This window comes from Streptococcus merionis DSM 19192, assembly GCF_000380085.1.
GTDB classification, from domain to species: domain Bacteria; phylum Bacillota; class Bacilli; order Lactobacillales; family Streptococcaceae; genus Streptococcus; species Streptococcus merionis.
This window is the reverse complement of sequence record NZ_KB904541.1, coordinates 30,765-48,667: the sequence shown is the minus strand read 5'-3', so window position 1 is coordinate 48,667 and position 17,903 is coordinate 30,765. Positions and strand designations below refer to the sequence as shown.

At 42.3% G+C, this 17,903-nt stretch carries 11 protein-coding genes; all 11 read right to left on the bottom strand.

Features of this window, described 5'->3' with window-relative positions; translation table 11 throughout:
- Nucleotides 1-112: 112 nt before the first annotated feature.
- Entirely contained in the window at nt 113-1,444 is a 1,332-nt protein-coding gene (locus tag A3I5_RS0103970) for a sensor histidine kinase (RefSeq protein ID WP_018373329.1), read from the bottom strand.
- The gene (locus tag A3I5_RS0103965; RefSeq protein WP_018373328.1) at nt 1,441-2,175 is read right to left on the bottom strand and encodes a response regulator transcription factor; all 735 of its coding nucleotides are present in this window, start codon (nt 2,173-2,175) and stop codon (nt 1,441-1,443) included. The genes A3I5_RS0103970 and A3I5_RS0103965 overlap by 4 nt, the downstream gene beginning before the upstream one ends.
- A 763-nt stretch (nt 2,176-2,938) precedes the next feature.
- Nucleotides 2,939-7,312 (bottom strand): Cna B-type domain-containing protein, encoded by a 4,374-nt coding sequence (locus A3I5_RS11590; protein WP_248686390.1) that lies wholly within the window; start codon nt 7,310-7,312, stop codon nt 2,939-2,941.
- A gap of 452 nt (nt 7,313-7,764) precedes the next feature.
- Nucleotides 7,765-9,621, bottom strand: a complete 1,857-nt coding sequence (locus A3I5_RS0103955; RefSeq protein ID WP_018373326.1) for a proline--tRNA ligase — start codon at nt 9,619-9,621, stop codon at nt 7,765-7,767.
- Between the two features lie 249 nt (nt 9,622-9,870).
- Complete coding sequence (gene rseP / locus A3I5_RS0103950) at nt 9,871-11,127, bottom strand: RIP metalloprotease RseP (protein WP_026216912.1); 1,257 nt, start codon at nt 11,125-11,127, stop codon at nt 9,871-9,873.
- 31 nt (nt 11,128-11,158) lie between these two features.
- Nucleotides 11,159-11,962 carry a phosphatidate cytidylyltransferase gene (locus A3I5_RS0103945; RefSeq protein ID WP_018373324.1) on the bottom strand — a complete coding sequence of 268 codons (804 nt, stop codon included), beginning with the start codon at nt 11,960-11,962 and terminating at the stop codon, nt 11,159-11,161.
- A 409-nt stretch (nt 11,963-12,371) separates the two neighbouring features.
- Nucleotides 12,372-13,127 (bottom strand): undecaprenyl pyrophosphate synthase, encoded by a 756-nt coding sequence (gene uppS / locus A3I5_RS0103940; protein WP_018373323.1) that lies wholly within the window; start codon nt 13,125-13,127, stop codon nt 12,372-12,374.
- A 108-nt stretch (nt 13,128-13,235) separates the two neighbouring features.
- Nucleotides 13,236-13,589 (bottom strand): preprotein translocase subunit YajC, encoded by a 354-nt coding sequence (yajC, locus tag A3I5_RS0103935; protein ID WP_018373322.1) that lies wholly within the window; start codon nt 13,587-13,589, stop codon nt 13,236-13,238.
- Nucleotides 13,590-13,993: 404 nt separating this feature from the next.
- A complete protein-coding gene (locus tag A3I5_RS11585) occupies nt 13,994-15,325 on the bottom strand; it encodes a D-alanyl-D-alanine carboxypeptidase family protein (RefSeq protein ID WP_083903293.1) in 1,332 nt (443 codons plus the stop codon).
- Nucleotides 15,326-15,868: 543 nt separating this feature from the next.
- Nucleotides 15,869-17,392: a family 20 glycosylhydrolase gene (locus tag A3I5_RS0103925; protein WP_018373320.1), complete on the bottom strand. Its 1,524-nt coding sequence runs from the start codon at nt 17,390-17,392 to the stop codon at nt 15,869-15,871.
- A 222-nt stretch (nt 17,393-17,614) separates the two neighbouring features.
- On the bottom strand, nt 17,615-17,903 hold a 289-nt coding region (locus A3I5_RS12220; RefSeq protein ID WP_211207789.1), incomplete at its 5' end, for an LPXTG cell wall anchor domain-containing protein.

Here is a 17,903-nt window from a genome sequence, read left to right as displayed (position 1 = left end):
GATTGGAATTATTTTTTAGACGTCATCTTCAACGCTTACACGCTTTTTGGGGGTGAGGACGAAGCCATCATAGCTGTCTGTCCCCTCTCTCTTCTTTAATCAATACCAATAACTAGAAAATCAAGGTCTGCGTGAAGTGATGACCTCGGCTATCCGTTTGAAGATTGATATGGTGATATTTAGCCAGTATATCCTTGACATTAGCAAGGCCGATACCACGACCGTCTCCTTTACTGGACTGTCCATACTGATATATCGTTTTGGCATTAACGCGTTCTTCTACGGTACTATTTTCTAGGATAAGCACGGTTTTATCACCTTCTGCAAAATAGGCAAATCCCAACGACTTTTGCTCTGCCAATTGGCTGGCTTCGATGGCATTGTCCAAAAGGATAGATAATAAGGTCACCACATCAAGCAAGTCCATATCAGGATCGCCGATTGGCTCAGGAATCTCAATCGTTAAATGAATCCCTTTACTGCTAGCTTCCATAAGTTTGGCGGATATGATTGATTTCATGGCACTATTGGTCAAGTTAGCCAGATTGGCGATGTCGTACTTGTTGTCATAGAATCGTTTGTCCGACTGGGCTAAAACAGCTTGGTAAATTTCCCTAGCAGCTGGCAAATCCTCTTGTTCAAAAGCTTCATTAAGACTAGTCAGAACATTGGTGTAATCGTGACGAAAAGAACGAAGTTCCCTATAGAGACCCTCGATATGTTCACTATAAGACTTCAAAGCAGATAGTTGTTGATCTTTACTCCTTTGCAGTTCCTGATCCTGATACTCCTTAGCCTTGTAATTAAGGTAAATAAGAAGAGCACCAAAAACATAAATATAAGTCAGGAAAAGATTCAGTTCGCTGGTACTGTTTTTCGTCTGAAAAACGATAGTAAAGTTCTGCTCCTCTCTATTGGACAACATCAGAGGATACAAAATCAAGCCATAAAAGGCGAGCGCTAGATTGATAAAAAGCCCTGCCTTCTTGCCAATCCGATGTTGGAAGATAGTCATGAAGGTCACAAAATCAAACCGGAAAATCTTGCTCGCTAAATAACCTATAGGAAGAAAGGCTAAAATACTCAACACAGAAACAAGAGTTAGTAGCCAAGCCTTTTCACCATCGACTATAACCATTTGAACACCTTCATAAATATTGGTCAACCGTTGAAAAAGCTCTGTCAGGACAAAAGGGAGCATCCCATAAAAAAGGTACTGTGATACTTTCCAGGCAGGTTTTAAGAAAAGAACTGTAACCAAGATGAGATAAAAGGGGTCTAAAAACCGTGTCCAATCAAGCGAAATAAGATGAAACATAGCAATGGCTAGACTAATTAAAAAGACTTTGATGCGGGGCATTTTCAGCTGACTAATATTGGAAAAAACCACCATCTTCACCCACCAATCTGCCACCAAGACAAGGAAGGGATGTAACAAACTCATTTTTCGACCCTCTCAATCAAGCCTTTGAGTTTCATCCTAGAGACAAAGCAAGATTCGTCGTTTCCAAAATGAACCATAAAATTCTTACGGTCAATACTAGTCACATTTTCAGGATTGACCACATAGGCTCTATGTGTTTGGTAAAGTCGCTCGTCCAGCTTAGCCATTTCAGAGACCTTACCGTAAAATTCCAACATGCCTGTCTTGGTGGTCAAAATGACCTTGTGAACAGTCGATGCCGTCTCAAAGTAAAGAATATCTGAAAAAGGCACCTGAACATGGGAGTGCTCATTTTTAAAGACAAAGGCATCTTGGCTAACGGTCTGACTAATATTGGCATAAGCATGCTCAAGGACAGAACTGACCGCTTCCTGATAATCAGCTTCGCTCAAGCCCTTGTCAATAAAATCCAGAGCCGACACACGGTACTTGTAAGACAGGGGCATGAATTCCGAATGCGTCGTGACAAAGACGATGACCGCACGCGGATCCTTTTCACGAATCTCACGCGCGATTTCCATGCCCTTTTTTTCCTCACCCTTGATTTCAATATCTAAGAAGAAAAATTGGTGGTCCCCTGTCTCTGTCACAGCCTCCAGCAATTGCTGCGGTTTACCAAAAATCTCCAAGCGTTTGCACTTGATCTGACCAGCTTTTACCGTCTCAGCAATCGCCCGCTCTAAGCGTCCCTGTTGTAAAAAATCATCTTCTAAAACAAAAATAGATAACATAAAAACTCCATTCAGGGCATTGTAGTAGATATACTTGGTGACAAGGATGACTATTGTGTCTGTTTTTTCCCAGCCTATCAGTAGCAAAATTTGAAAGAAGAACTATCATCTACCTAACCAGACGACCATATCTCTCAGGTGGCCCGTCACATGCAAAAATATCTTGACACCTATTTTCAGGAAACTCTAAATCTCTATCACCATCGTCCACTCAGATATGGCTTAAAAAGTTTCTCCTATTTTATCATATTTGACCAGCAAATAAAAGATTGACCAGCTTTGGAATCACTAAAGCAATCCGAAAAAATTCACAGAATGTTTACATTTCTCTCTAAAACATGCTTTATTATGAGAATCACATACTGCCCAATCTGAGACCTATCGAACCACTATACTTATCAGAAATAAAGTCCAGTCTAACCATACTTGTCAAAAGAAATCTGATACTCAAAACAAACCTACTCATCTTAAAAACCACCTATTTATTACCGTGTCATCCGTCATAATATCGCTGAAAAGCGCTTGCTCTAAATGTAGAACAAGCGCAAAATATGACAAATTCAGCACAAGGGAAATCCCATAGTCTTGTCAGAGTTAAATACCCTATACTTCCACTCCATAAAGGAGAGGCCAGGAGTCTGGGACAGACCACCATGATGGCTGTGCCCACACCCCCAAAACATGTAATCTTTGAAGATTACGTATAAGAAGTAATCCCAATTTCCTGTATTTTTAGATTTACTGACAAGACGCAGTGCTTGACTTAAGCTTTAGGTCCTTTACGGATAAAGTAGCCGACAACTCCCAAAAGTCCTAATCCACTTAAGACAAGGAGCCACGAAGAGGCTTCTCCTGTCTTAGGAAGAGCTGATTTTCTACCACCTTTTGATTTTGGAGATGGTTTATTTGGCTCTTCAGAAGGTGGAGGCGTTGGTTTGTCTGGTTTATGGGTATTGGTGATCGTCATACCATCAATCTTAGTTGTATAACCTGCAACTGGATCTTCACTTATGGTGTAAACAATAGCCTTACCATTCTTATACTTAGGTAGGTTCTTAAAGCTGTATGTCCACTTAGAATCTGCCGTCACAACAACATACTTGCCCGTATCCTTACCGTCTGCTAAGAGGCGAACTGTAATTGACTTCGGACGGATACCTGCTTTGTTATCCTCATCATCCCACACCTTTTGACCTTTCAGATTAACGATTGCTGGTGTGTGAGTATTTGTGATATTCAAACCATCGATTTTAGCGTCATAACCTGAAACTTTGTCTTCACGGATAGTATAGACAATTGCTTTACCATCCTTATATTTCGGGAGATCTTTAAAGCTATAGGTCCAATCTGTATCTTTCGTTACTGTTGCAGATAATCCCGTATCCTTACCGTCTGCGAATAAGCGAACTGTAATGGATTTTGGACGAATACCGTCTTGATTGTTACCATCATTCCAAGACTTAGTTCCTGTTAAGGTTACAACTTCTGGCACATGCGTATTAGTGATGTTCAAACCATCAATTTTAGCGTCATAACCTGCAACCACATCCTCACGGACCGTATAAACAATTTCTTTGCCATCCTTGTATTTAGCAACATCTTTGAAACTGTATGCCCAGTCCTTGTCAGCTGTTGTCGTAACTGAAAGTCCTGTCTCTTCGCCATTAGCTAAGAGATGAACTGTGATTGTTTCTGGACGTATGCCATCTTGGTTATTGTTATCATCCCAAGTTTTCTGACCTGAAATCTCTGTCACCTCTGGCGTATGACTGTTTGTCACATTCATGCCATTGACAGCTGCAGTATAGCCATCTGGAACAACAACTTCTCTCACTGTATACACGATTTCTTGTCCGGCTTTGTAGCGGTCAAGATTACTAAAGGTATATGACCAGTTTGTCGCTTCACTAGCTTCTGCAGTGATACCTGTTGGGGTACCATCTGCCAACAATTCAACGGTAATAGTAGCGGGGCGTTTCCCATCTTGGTTGTTCCCGTCATTCCAAATCTTTTGACCTGTCAAGGCTACCTTTTCAGGAGTGTAAGTATTGGTAATAGTGTATTGACCATTGGCACCATCAATTGTTGTGGCATAGCCATCCACAGCAACTTCTTTAATGGTGTAGGCAATTTCTTGACCATCCTTGTATTTAGGAAGACCCGTAAAGTCTGTCTTCCAAGTGCCGTCTGCTGCTGGGGTGATATCCTTACTGTCTACTAGAGTGCCATCCGCATACAGTTCAACCGTAATTTTATCTGGACGCTTACCATCTTGATTGTCCGCATCATCCCAGTTCTTTTGAACAGCGATGTTAACTTTTTCTGGGCTATAGCTATTGATAATGTTTGCACCATTGATGGTAGCGGTATAACCTACAACAGCTTCTTCTTCAATGGTATAAGTAATCAACTGACCATTCGCATATTGTGGCAGATTATCAAAGCTATAGTTCCAACCATCTGCTTCTGTAACTGTCTTGCTTTGAACCTTTTGCCCGTTGGCAAGAAGATTGACTGTGATGGAAGCTGGGCGTTTTCCATCTTGGTTGCCACCATCATCCCATGTTTTTGTCCCTGAGATAGATGTCATAGCTGGAGAGTACGTATTCGTGATCGTTACTTTGTTACCAGCAATAGAAGATGTCGTGACATAGCCTGCAGGTGCATCTACCTCTTTCACGGTATAAACAATATCTTTGCCTGCTTCCTTGGCTGGTAGATTGCTGAAGGTTGCTTGCCAGGCGTTAGCATCATTTAATGTTGCCGTTTTGCCAACAAGTGCTTGACCGTTTGCATACAGCTGAACCGTAATGGCTTGTGGACGTTTACCGTCTTGGTTACCAGCATCATTCCATACTTTTTCGACACTGATTTCAGTCACTTCTGGTGTGTACGTATTTGTGATGTTATACCCCTTAACTTCTACGGTATAATCATCAACCGGCTCTTCGCTGACTGTATAAACAATTTCTTTGCCATCTTTGTACTTATCTAAATTGGTAAAACTGTAAGCCCAGTTGTTGTCAGCAGTAACAACTTGACTAGCTACTTTTTCACCATTGGCTAAGAGATTAACGGTAATAGAGTCTGGGCGCTTACCGTCTTGGTTATTGTTATCATTCCATGTCTTTGTGCCAGCAATGTCCACTTTTGCTGGCGCGTAAGTGTTTGAAATATCGTACCCCTTAACTTCTACGGTATAGCCGTCAACTGGACTTTCTTCAATGGTATAGGTAATCTCTTTACCTGCATCATATTTTGGCAAGTCCTTAAAACTGTACTTCCACTCATCAGCAGCCGTTACTTGCTTTGTTGCTACTTGTTTGCCATTAGCTAAGAGATTAACAGTAATAGAGTCTGGGCGCTTATTATCTTGATTATTATTGTCGCTCCATGTCTTTTTACCTGAAATCTCAGTTACTTCAGGCTTATGAGTATTTGTAATGGTATAGCCATTTGCAACATCTCCTGATACTTCAGAAGTATAACCATCGACGTCAACTTCTTTAACAGTATAGTTAATCTCTTTGCCATCATCATCTGTCTTGGCCAGATTTTCAAACTTGGCTGTCCAATTATTTGCGTCATTCAGTGTCACGGTTTGTCCATCAACGGCTTTTCCATTAGCATATAGTTGAACCGTTACAGTTTCTGGACGTTTGCCATCTTGGTTGTCTCCATCTTCCCATTTTTTCGTAACAGGAACAGAGACTTTTTCCTTAGTGTTTTTTACCCTACGGACAATTCCGTTCTCACCAACCGTTACCTTAAAAGGAGTTGGATCAAGAACATAACCTTTTGGTGCTTTTGTCTCAACGACCGTAAACTCCCCTTTTTTGACTTCCTCAGCAGAATAAACTTTCGACTGAGCGACACCGTCCTTTTCAATTTTAACGGTTTCTTTTTCGCCACTTGGAGAGGTAATTTCAAACTCAGCACCGTTTAGCATCTGTGCTGTTTCAGCATCTTCTTTATAAAGCGTAATTCGGTAGCCTGTGTCAAGCTGAATGGTTCCACCTGTTGTAATCTTGGTTGAACGTGTGACACGATGTTTCGTTGTTGTTCTTTCTGTGCTCGTTGTTAGTTCTTTGTCATCTCCAGACATTGACAACTCATTGATAACATTTGTTCCATTGGCTGGAGAGGTTGTTGCATAATAAACATTGTAAGTCGCAGGTTTACCATTTTCTGCTAGTCTAGCAGAAGCATTTAAAATCTTTAAAGTCATTTGAGTATAGGAACTATTGTACTCTACCACATAGTCCTCACCCTTTTTAAGAATCTTATTACCTCTTAAATTGAGACTAGAGTCAAAATAACCTGCTTGAACTTCCATATACTCTGGAATGTACTGCATAGGGGCAGAATCATCTGGAACCGCGTCTTTAAGGGTAATCGTCCCATAGCTAGACTGATTTGTATTGACACGGAGAGTCCATTTATGCATGTACTCGCCGCTCTTATTTAAGATAGCAGAATCCCAATGCTCTTCTTTCATTACCCCGTGGATTTTAGCGAAGTTTTCCTTTTTAATGCCTTCAGTATAATCATTCTCTCCACGTTCTTTTACTGAAATCGTGTGCGAAATTTCTTTCGAAGTTTCTGATTCTGAATAAGAAAGGGTTTTGCCATCTAAGACTTGTGTGACTTTAAACTCAGTATAAAAGGTCCCTTTGACACCCTGAATCTGGTTTCCTCCTTTTTTCTTGAGGTATTCTGCCAAATTTTTCATAGTGACTTTAACAGTTCCACCTTGGCCTTCGCCGTTTGATGTCACAACAGCTGCTCCGACAGCTACGTCTGTCTCTTTGTCCTTTAAATCAAAATTAGTGTTTTCGACTGTAATTGGAGCTGGAATCGTAAAGGTAAAATAGTCCCCATCCTTTAGCTTTCCATCATAATGTGATAAGTCAAATTGACTTTCAAAGCGATAGGCACTATCCTTGATCAGCTGATAATTACCAGCACCATCCTTATTTAACGTTTGACCATTACCGACATCCCAAATGGATATATCTGTAATAACCTTGGTCAATTCGACGCCACTATCTGCATTGACAGTCTGCGGTGTGCTTAACCCCATAAATATCATTATGGGAGTGAGTAACAATAGTAGATATTTCTGAATTTTACTCATATCAAAAACTCCATTTCTTTTATATGTTTATACTCAAAGAAAATTAGAAGTAGACAAGGAAACAAAGTCGCAGATAGAACTGAAGTTCATCAAGACGAGTTGACGACGGATCCTTTTGATTTTCAAAGAGTATTAGCATTTAAACTACCTCTACTATTCTACCCCCCCCCCCCCCCCCGAAAAGTCAAGTGTTTTCAAGGGTTTTTAGGCAAAAAAATAAAAAAATAAGCTCAATGTTATTAGGTCTCCCTAAAACTTGAGCTTTATGCCAAAAGGGGGTGAGATAGACAACTAAAACGGCTTCGCTCTCACCGACAAAAGTTATGTAACCTTTGAAGATGACGTAATAAGCATAAGAAGTCGTAACTTCGTTGCCTCACCCCGCAGGGTTGACTGAACAAACGATAAAAGAAACGAGGCCGAGTACTTTATCTCAACCTCATTGCATCGCTTTATTTATCTTGACTTAGGATACCCAAGGTCTCCACCAAGTTGTCAGCGTGGACTTCAATAGTATCACCGGTTGCTTTGATCTTAACCTCAACAATACCGTCAACAGCCTTTTTACCAACAGTGACACGGATTGGCAAGCCAATCAAATCGCTATCTGAGAACTTGACACCAGCACGTTCATTGCGCTCATCGGTCAAGACTTGGTAGCCCGCCTTTTGGAGGAGCTTTTCGATGGTTGCTGTGAGCCTATTTGACGCATCATCCTTGCTGTTAACCTCAATCAGATGCACGTCATATGGTGCCAATTCTTTAGGGAAATTAATCCCCCAAGCATAGCGGTACTCGCCTTTAGGTGTTTTATTAACAAAGAGACGGGCATGCTGCTCGAGAACCGCCGATAGCAGACGACTGACGCCGATACCGTAGCAGCCCATAATCATTGGGATCGCGCGGCCATTGTCATCCAAGATCAGGCCATTCATGCTTTCTGTATAACGTGTGCCTAGTTTGAAGATGTGACCAATCTCAATTCCACGAGCAAACTTGAGCACACCTTTACCATCTGGAGACAATTCTCCCTCACGGACTTCACGGATATCGACATACTCAGCTGTGAAATCGCGCTCTGGATTAACGCCTTTGTAGTGATAACCATTATCATTAGCACCAACAACGACGTTCTGAGCACCTTTAACACGTCGATCAGCAACGATACGAGTGCCTTCAGGCAAGCCAACTGGACCTAGCGAACCAAAATCAGCGCCAAAGAAAGCTCTTGCTTCCTCAGCTGTCGCAGGCTCCAGTACACCTGCTTCCAAATGATTTTTAAGCTTAACATCATTGAGTTGATCATTGCCAACCAGAAGCGCTACGACAGGCTCTCCATCCGCCATCAGCAGCATAGTTTTAACGGTTTGCTCTTCTTCAATTTGGAGAAAGGCTGCCACCTCGTCAATAGACTTACAATCCGGTGTTTCTACCTTAACCATTTCTTCTTGCGCCAATACCTTGCCACTCGGCTTGTAGAAGTCTGTTGCCATCTCAAGGTTAGCGGCATAGTCAGACTCGCTAGAGTAAGCAATCGTATCTTCTCCTGAGACAGACCATTTGAGCAGTTCTGCCTTGATGGCTTCAAGTACATCCTCTGGTAATTCTTCTAGGCTAGCCACAGACTTGTCAAGCACCACCCAGTGGTTCAAATCCGTGCGGTCAGGTGTGATAGCCATAAATTCCTGACTATCCTTACCGCCCATGGCCCCACCGTCACCGATAATAGCTTTATAATCAAGGCCAGCCCGATCAAAGATATTTTCATAGGCTTTCTTGTGATCCAAGTAGCTAGCATCCAAGCTAGCATTGTCCGCGTGGAAGCTGTAAGAATCCTTCATGATGAACTCGCGGGTCCGCAAGAGTCCATTACGCGGCCGTTTTTCATTGCGGTATTTGGCTTGGATTTGATAAAGGGTCAGCGGCAATTGCTTATAGGACTTGACAGAGTCACGGACAATGGCAGTCAGGGTTTCCTCATGAGTAGGTCCCATAATAAACTCAGTTCCCTCGCTGTTTTTAAGCTTGAAGAGGTCATCGCCATAAGTTTCGTAACGGCCAGATTCCTTCCAAAGTTCAGAAATAATCATGGCTGGCGCCAACATTTCCACCGCATCAATCTTATCAAATTCCTCACGAATGATAGCCTTGATTTTTTCAATAACACGGTTGGCAAGTGGTAGGTAAGTATAGCTACCTGCTGAGATTTGGCGGACATAACCCGCTCGGAGCATGAGTGCGTGACTAATAACCTGAGCATCACTTGGCATCTCACGTAGGGTTGGAATCAGCATTTTAGACTGTTTCATGAATGGTTTTCCTTTTTAGTTTATAGTTCTGCTGTTTGTATTACTTATAAGTAATACAAACAAGGTTTAGCTAGGTCAAACTCGCTGCAAGACTTTGAGGTGAAGATGGCACGATCGATTTAACGAAATGACGATTTTTATATGTCATCTTCAACAGTCACATACTTTTGGGGGAGCTAGAGCAAGCCTGTCTCTCTTAACTGTTTCTCAAGATGAGTTAACAGGTCTTCTTTTGATTTTCAAAAGGGATTAGAAGAGGCGCATAATGTCATTCCAAGTCACAGCAATCATAAGCAAAATCATGAAAACGGCACCAACCACCGTGACTGTACTTTCCACCTCTTTTTTTAGCGGTTTGCGACGGATGGCTTCTAGGATATTGATCACAATTTTCCCACCGTCCAAGGCAGGGATCGGGATCAGATTAACAATCCCCAAGTTGATTGACAAGAGAGCTAGAAGTTCCAGCATGCTCTCTAGCCCACCCTTGACAGCTTCGGAGCTGACTTGGAAAATGGCCACCGGCCCGCCCAGCTGGTCTAGACTCGGACGGACGATGATATTCTTCAGGGCATTTAAAATCGCAAAGGCTGCATGCCAAGAACTGCTAAGACCGCCGACCAGCTTATCAAGCAAGCCTGTCTTAATACCAGGTTGAACCCCGATATAATAAGCACCGTTTTCTTTTTTGGGAGTGACAGTCACAGTCTTGGTCTGACCATCATGCTTATAGGTCACATCAAGTGTCAGCGCATCTGAGGTATTTTCCGTAGAATGTGTGACAGCCTCAACGACATCTTCCCATTTGCTAATCGGATAATCTCCAATCCGCGTAATGGCGTCCCCTGTCTGAATACCTGCCGCAGCGACCGCTCCGCCTTCCACCACACGTAATTGGTTGGTGCTTGTGTCAGCGACACCCCCTTGCATAAAGACCAAAATCGTGAAGGTCACAATCCCTAGGATAAAGTTGTTCATAGGCCCGGCAAAGTTAGTCATCACACGTCCAAGTATGCTGGCATTTTGATATTGGACATCGAGCGGTGCGATTCGAACCTCAGTTCCATCTTCTTCAACAATGGTCGCATCATGATGAACAGGATAAGTCTTGGTCTCATCGATAACTAAGCCTGTGATTTCAAGTCGATCTTCAAGATCATAGCTGGTCACATTCATGGGCAGACTAGTCATGTCAACCTGCTTCTGAGACAGGTTAATCCGTGTTACCAGACCATCCTCATTGACCGTCAGGCTAGCAGCTTGACCAGTCTTTATTTCAGTGCTATCCTCTCCCCAGCCAGCCATACGGACATAACCTCCGACAGGCAGGATACGAATAGTATACAAGGTTCCATCTTCTCCCCTATGGGAAAAAATCTTAGGTCCCATGCCGATGGCAAATTCACGGACCAAAATGCCAGCCTTCTTGGCAAAATAGAAATGGCCGAATTCGTGAATCACCACGATAAGGCCAAAGATAAAAATAAAAGCCAAAATATTTAAAATCAAAGAATACTACCTATCCTTTCTGTTCTTCTTAAAAGAGACCGAAGAAATGCATGATGGGAAAGACAAAAATGAGAGAATCAAAACGATCTAAAATCCCGCCGTGACCAGGAATCACACGCCCAGAATCTTTCACACCATAGTGACGTTTGAGAGCTGATTCTACCAAATCACCATACTGGGCAAAAGCTGAGAAGATAGCTACTAAAAGCAGCATAATCAAATAATGATAGCCAGCCTTAACCTCAGGAAAAATCAGCATGTAAATCCCCGCAAAGATAACCGCAGATAAAACACCACCTAGAAAACCTTCAACAGTCTTATTAGGAGACACGCGCGGCGCTAAGGGGTGCCGACCAAATTGACGTCCTAAGAGATAAGCGCCGCTATCTGTGATCCAAACCAGCAAGAGAGCAAAGAAAAGTTTAGCGCGACTGTCCATCTGAGCCAGAATAAGAGCGTGAAAGCCCATCCCCACATAGACGCTGGAGGCTATCGGATAAACCGCATCGTCAAACGTATACTGGCCGAACTGCACAACTGTTGCTCCTAGCACAAAGAAGACAATAATAGCAAAAGCGGCATAGTTTCCGCCCACCGGCAAGAAGGGCAGATAGTTTTCCAGCGGCAAGGTCAGAACCAAAGCCCCAAACATGGATAACACCCCCTCAACAGAGGTAGGTGCAATTCCACGCATCTTAAGCAACTCGGTCACAGCAATCACCGCTAAAAATCCAACAGCAAGCTGTGAAAAGACACCGCCGATCCACATAATTGGAACAAAAATCGCTAGGGCGATAGCCCCGAAAATCACGCGTTTCTGTAAATCCTTCATCTTCAAATCTCCTTAGTCTGAGAGACTTCTCTCAGTTTTTCATCTAACCCCTACACCACCTTCTTACAGAGGTTCTATCTATGATTAAATATACGAAAAATAGCTTAGGAACAGGCCTTTGACCTGCACTCACCTGAAACGTCATATCGCAATATCTATGAAAATCCTAGCTACCCTAACTAACTTCTAACTGGTTCCAAAAACCATTGGGGGTTGAAACCAAATGTCAAACTGTCAAAACTTAGAAAACAGGAAATCAAGCGGAAACCGCAGTTCCAAAAGAAATGATCTCGCACTCTCAATTCACACAGTTACAATGATCATTTTCAGCCTGAGCCAAAGCGTCTTACTCGCCGACACAAACTCGTCAATTCTCCAACAGATTTTCTAGTGCATTTTATTTCTTAGTTTAAACTCCACCGAATCGGCGTTGGCGCTTGTTGTAAGCCAAAATAGCGTCTCTAAAGGCCTTCTCATCAAAGTCTGGCCAAAGAACATCTGTAAAATAAAGTTCACTATAGGCTGCCTGCCATGGTAAAAAATTGCTCAAGCGCAGCTCACCGCTGGTCCGAATAATAAGGTCAGGATCTCGTAAGGTTCTCGGTAAGGTGTGCGTCTGCAAGTGATCCGAAATAAGTTGCTCGTTAATCATTCCAGGACTATACTTGGCATCCAAAATCTCTTGAGCAATCTGTTGCACAGCACTGATAATCTCTGCTCGTCCACCATAGTTGAGGGCAAAATTCAGGATTAAGCCTGTGTTAAGCTTGGTCAGATCCTCCGCCTTCTTGAGAGCCTCAAAAGTCCCTTGTGGCAGGCGCTCTGTATCTCCGATCATCTGAATTTTGACATTATTTCTGTGCAATTCTGGCACGTATTTATCATAAAAGTCCACAGGTAGATTCATGATAAACGTCACTTCTGACTCTGGACGGGACCAGTTTTCAGTGGAAAAAGCATAGACCGTGAGCACCTGAACTCCCATATCGTTGGCTACTTTTGCTACTTTATGAAGGGCTTCCATCCCAGACTTGTGTCCCATAATACGAGGCTGCATCCGCTTTTTCGCCCAACGGCCATTGCCATCCATGATTATCCCAATATGCTTCGGTACGACCTGCGGCACTTCCACTTTAGACTTGCGATTCATCTTAAATTTGAACATAATCTTTTCCTGAAAATAGTATAATACTCTTCATTATACCACATCTTTTCCTAAAGAAAAAGCACTGACCACCGTCTAAACACGGGCAGTCTGCGCTTTTTGTTACATTTATTCTTCGATGATAGAGCCTTCTTCTACTTCTGAATCACCTTCTGCTGGTGTCACAGCTGGGTCAGCAGGTGAAAGACTCTCTACACTAACGCCACCAGATACTACTGTACGAATGGCTGCGCGTTCAAATGTTAGGTAGATGCCATCGATGTCAAGGGTGACTGTATTGACCTCTGTGTCAACGCTGTCAACCACCCCATACAAGCCACCGATAGTGACCACCTTGTCACCCGGTTTCACATTGTTAAGCATTTCAAGACGGGCTTGCTGCTGTTTTTTTTGACCACGGGCGGTGAAAAACATCATCCCTCCCATCATCAGCAATAAAATAATCGGTGTTAAGCCGTTCATATTTTCCTCCAATAAATAACATTTTTCTCATTATACCAAACTTTTGATATTTTTTAAAGTATCGTGCAACCAAGGCACGCTAAACGCATGAGAACTTCTACTGTGTTTTGTCGTTGCCTCTCACTTTTTTGTCTAGATTAACCTGCTCAGATATTGGTCAAAGTCTATCCCTAAGTTAAAAACTTCTTCCGTTTCAAGCTCATTTTCTTTCCAATATCTAACTGTTTTAGCTAACAAAACTTATCCATATTTTTATACAACCTCCTAATCATTGCGTCTCGTTTGTTAACCGTTGAATGAAAAAAGGTTGGGACAACCCTCCATCTCCATGGTGGCTTCATGCTCACTCCAAAGCTTGTAATCGTTGACGTTTTCGTATAAAAAGTACTCACATCCTTTGAAACTCAAAAATGATTACTTTTTCTTTTCCTTGAAAATTTGCCACCCCGTAACAAGTAAATCCCAACAATCAATAACATAAACGATCCTGTTCCGATCAACCACCATTGATAGGTAATCCCTAGCCAAGTACGTCGCAATAGTTGAACTAAATTAGGTTTTGGAGCAACCCATTTTCTGTAAGCTACGCTAGATCGTTGACCATCTTCGCTAAGGTAAACAACGTCATCATCTAGGCTTACCTGTCCATTCTCCAAAATAAAATCAAGCTCCTCACCTCGTCTGACCATGGCATAGAGATCTTCTTCCAAAACGATGGCTCTATCGTTAATCGTTTGAAGGCCTCTTGGCAAGATTCTCTGATAAGTGTACTCTTTGTAAACAGCGTCATGCAAAGCATTACTGAGACGATTGCGAGCTTCTTCAGCCTTGTCATCAGGCCACTCACCAACGCCCATAACAACAGAGATAAGCCTAACCCCTTGGCGCTTAACTGTGGACACCAAATTATAACCAGCACTATCACTAGAACCTGTCTTGAGACCATCTGTCCCCTCGTAAGCTGTCGGTCCTCCTGTTAGGGAAAGGTGGTGAGCTGTAAAGCTTTCTTCATACTCGCTACCCTCTTTTAAACTCAAATTGTACTGACTTGTGTTTTTCAAGGCCTGCGGATAATCCTTTATCAGGTGATAGCTTAAGAGTGCAAAATCTCTAGCAGACCCTTGATTTTCTCCGTCTTTCGGTTGATTAGCAGGGGCATAGTCACCTAGAAGTTCATTGCTAGAGCCAGAAGCATTGTAGAATTGCGTCTGTGTCATGCCAAGCTCCTTAGCCTTAGCATTCATCAAATCAACAAAAGCTCCCTCATCACCCGCTATGGTATCTGCCATCAGCACGGTCGCAGCGTTAGATGAAACAATCATCATCAGCTGGGCCAATTCGTCAAAAGTGTATTGAGCTCCCAAAACCATCGTATTATTGCTAAGAGCAGAAATTTGAGAAATATCAACATCCTTTTGAGTGACTTCAAAAGTCATATCCCTTGAAAGTTCACCAGATTCCAATGCCTCATAAGCTAAGTACAGGGTCATAATCTTGGTTAGACTAGCCACAGGCCACTGCTTGTCAGCCTCACGTTCATATAAGACTTGGCCAGTCGCTGCATCAACGACAATCGACCCACCTTTTGGAGCGTATTTAGCCTCCAAATCCTGCCCCATCTCCTTTGCAAGCTCCAACTCAGAATGGCTTTCCAAAGCCAAAACTTGCCTACTGTTTCCCAAGCTAAGACTCAGAATTAAAAGGCTGGTGATTACGAAACTCATTCTTTTTACCATACTATTTCCCACCACTGTTTCCACTGTACTTAAAATTGTATCACAGGCGACTTGCAAGGGTCAAATGATATGAAAGACTGAAGCGGCGCAGGATTCAGTTCCCATTAAAGCAAAAAAAGTCAAAAGGAGGCTCGATTTGATAAGCCCCTTCTCTGCTATACTTATTTGAAGGCACCCAAACTTTAGATGAATTTTGCTAGATTAAAATACCTTTCGTAAGATTTAGCATACCTGTCTCTGGCGGAAACCGTCCAATTAAGCCTTTTGACTAAAAACATCAGGAGCCTGGGACAAAAGTTCAACCCTAAATATAAAAAGCGAACAATATTAGTTTTCTGATACTCAGAATTCTGTTTTGTTCGCTTTTTATATTTAATTTATCAATTTGAAGAATAGATGATAAAGAATTTCAAAAATCAAAATCTTTTTTATACGTAATCTTCAACAGTTACACGCTTTGGGAGTGAGGGTGGAGCCATCATGGTGGTCTCTCCCACTCTTCTATACTTTACCTATCCATTAGTGTCTGAACACTCAAAATAATTAATTCTTCTTGTGACGGTAATATGTAAGCCCAACAAACAAGAAGAGCGCCAATCCTGCTACTGAAAGGACACCAATCGTTTCACCTGTACTTGGCAATATCCGTTTTGATTTAGACAGTTTATTGCCATCTTTTGATGTACTTGGGTTAGTCGTTGTTGCATGTGTAGCTGTACTTGTCTCAGGAGACGTTGTAGGCTGAGGCATTGGTGGGATAGGGGTTGTTGTTTCTGTCGTGCCTTCTGTGGTCGACTTAGTTGTTGACTCAGTTGTGACAGTTGTCGTAGTCTCTGTCGTTGACTCGGTTGTAGTAGTTGTCGTACTTTCTGTGGTTGATTGGGTTGTCGGCTCAGTTGTAATAGTTGTCGTAGCCTCAGTCATTGACTCGGTGGTGGTAGTTGTCGTATTCTCGTTTCTCTTTATATTTTCTTGATTGATAACTGTCAAAAGAGCTCGAATCGGACTACCCATGGCAGAAAATATCTCCTCGTCAGTCAGACCAGCTGACTCTTCACTCCATATGGAAAAAGCCGCTCCAATGACATTCTTTAAACTATTAATGGAATCACCCGTATCCATATGAAACTGGGAAAGATTCCAAGTCTTTAGAATATCATTTGCTGCAAATAGGGCATCCGATTGAAGTTTTTCTGAGGGCTTAGGAACAAAAGCTAGATAATACCCATTATAATTAAGGAGCTTAAAATCCTGATCACTAAGGTCAGAAGCTGTTGCTAAATCTGGATTTCTGTGAGGAAGATACCCCCAATAAGCAATCTCAACGTTACGATTTAAAGAAGGTAGCAGTTGACGGGATAAGCTATCATTCCATATTTGAGTTTTGATACCTTGACCTGCTAAATAGTCGCATAACTGATTCACATGACTAATGAAAGACTGGCCTTGTATAAGTCCTCCAGAAATTTCATCGCCTCCAATATGGATATACTCTAAGCCAGGCAATTCTCGGACTAGTTCCATATATAACTGTCTAACAGCTTCCTGAGTAGTAGCTGCATCAAGATCTAGTTGCCTATCTTCGTCCCAAGATACCCACTTAAATTGACTAGTAACTGCTGGCTCAGCGTAGGGAAGCAAGGCCTTTAGCCCTCCTGTATGAGCTGGGGTGTCAATTTCTGGTATCAATCGGATGCCTTTTGAACCCGCATAACTTTTAAGCTCAGCCAACTGTCCATAACTGAGAAATTTTCGATTCGTATTAGGATTAGTATAGCTTTGATCATCTTGATTATAGATTGCATTTGAAGCTGTTTGATTGAGAAACTGACTCTCCAACCCATAATTTTGATCATCTGTCAAGTGGAGATGAACAAAGTCTCCTTTATTCTCCGAAACAGTATCAATGATAGATTTCAGAGAGTTTAGAGAGTAATATCTCCTAGCCACATCCACCATCACTCCGCCTGAGAGTTTAACGATAGGTTCTTGTGCCTCTGGCTGTCCTGTCAACAATAGTGTTAAAAAGAGCAGAACCGTCCCTAAAAGTACCTTAACCTTATGCATCCTTGCAGATTCCTCTTTTCTAAGAAAAATTTCGTTTTCATGAACTATCCTTTTAATTGAGTCCTTTAGCTAATATTTTTTTGTGATATAACTACATTTGCATAAAAAAGGGGGAAACAAAATGATTTCATCGAAACCTATTTTGCCACCCCTCTCCATAAATTTGATAAACATCCAGAAGTTCAGTACCACATAGAGCAATGAGGGACTAAACCTCAGTCACTAATAATTCTTATGGCGGTAGTAAGCAAGGCCAACAAACGAGAAGAGCGCCAATCCTGCTACTGAAAGGACACCAACCGTTTCACCTGTGCTTGGTAATGACCGTTTTGGTTTAGATGGTTTATCGCCATTTCTTGGTATATTTGGCTTAGTTGTGGTTGTCTGCGCTGTCGTAGAAGATGTTGTAGTCTTAGGCGCTGGTCGAGTCGTTCTGGTCGTTGCCGCTGTTGTGCTCTCTGTGGTCGACTCAGCCATGGTCGTCGACTCAGTAGTGGTTGTGGGCTCAGTC

Coding starts and splice junctions, on each gene's coding strand:
- A3I5_RS0103970 (WP_018373329.1), bottom strand. CDS start 1,444: ATGAGTTTGTTACATCCCTTCCTTGTCTTGGTGGCAGATTGGTGGGTG.
- A3I5_RS0103965 (WP_018373328.1), bottom strand. CDS start 2,175: ATGTTATCTATTTTTGTTTTAGAAGATGATTTTTTACAACAGGGACGC.
- A3I5_RS11590 (WP_248686390.1), bottom strand. CDS start 7,312: ATGAGTAAAATTCAGAAATATCTACTATTGTTACTCACTCCCATAATG.
- A3I5_RS0103955 (WP_018373326.1), bottom strand. CDS start 9,621: ATGAAACAGTCTAAAATGCTGATTCCAACCCTACGTGAGATGCCAAGT.
- A3I5_RS0103945 (WP_018373324.1), bottom strand. CDS start 11,962: ATGAAGGATTTACAGAAACGCGTGATTTTCGGGGCTATCGCCCTAGCG.
- uppS (WP_018373323.1), bottom strand. CDS start 13,127: ATGTTCAAATTTAAGATGAATCGCAAGTCTAAAGTGGAAGTGCCGCAG.
- yajC (WP_018373322.1), bottom strand. CDS start 13,589: ATGAACGGCTTAACACCGATTATTTTATTGCTGATGATGGGAGGGATG.
- A3I5_RS11585 (WP_083903293.1), bottom strand. CDS start 15,325: ATGGTAAAAAGAATGAGTTTCGTAATCACCAGCCTTTTAATTCTGAGT.
- A3I5_RS0103925 (WP_018373320.1), bottom strand. CDS start 17,392: ATGCATAAGGTTAAGGTACTTTTAGGGACGGTTCTGCTCTTTTTAACA.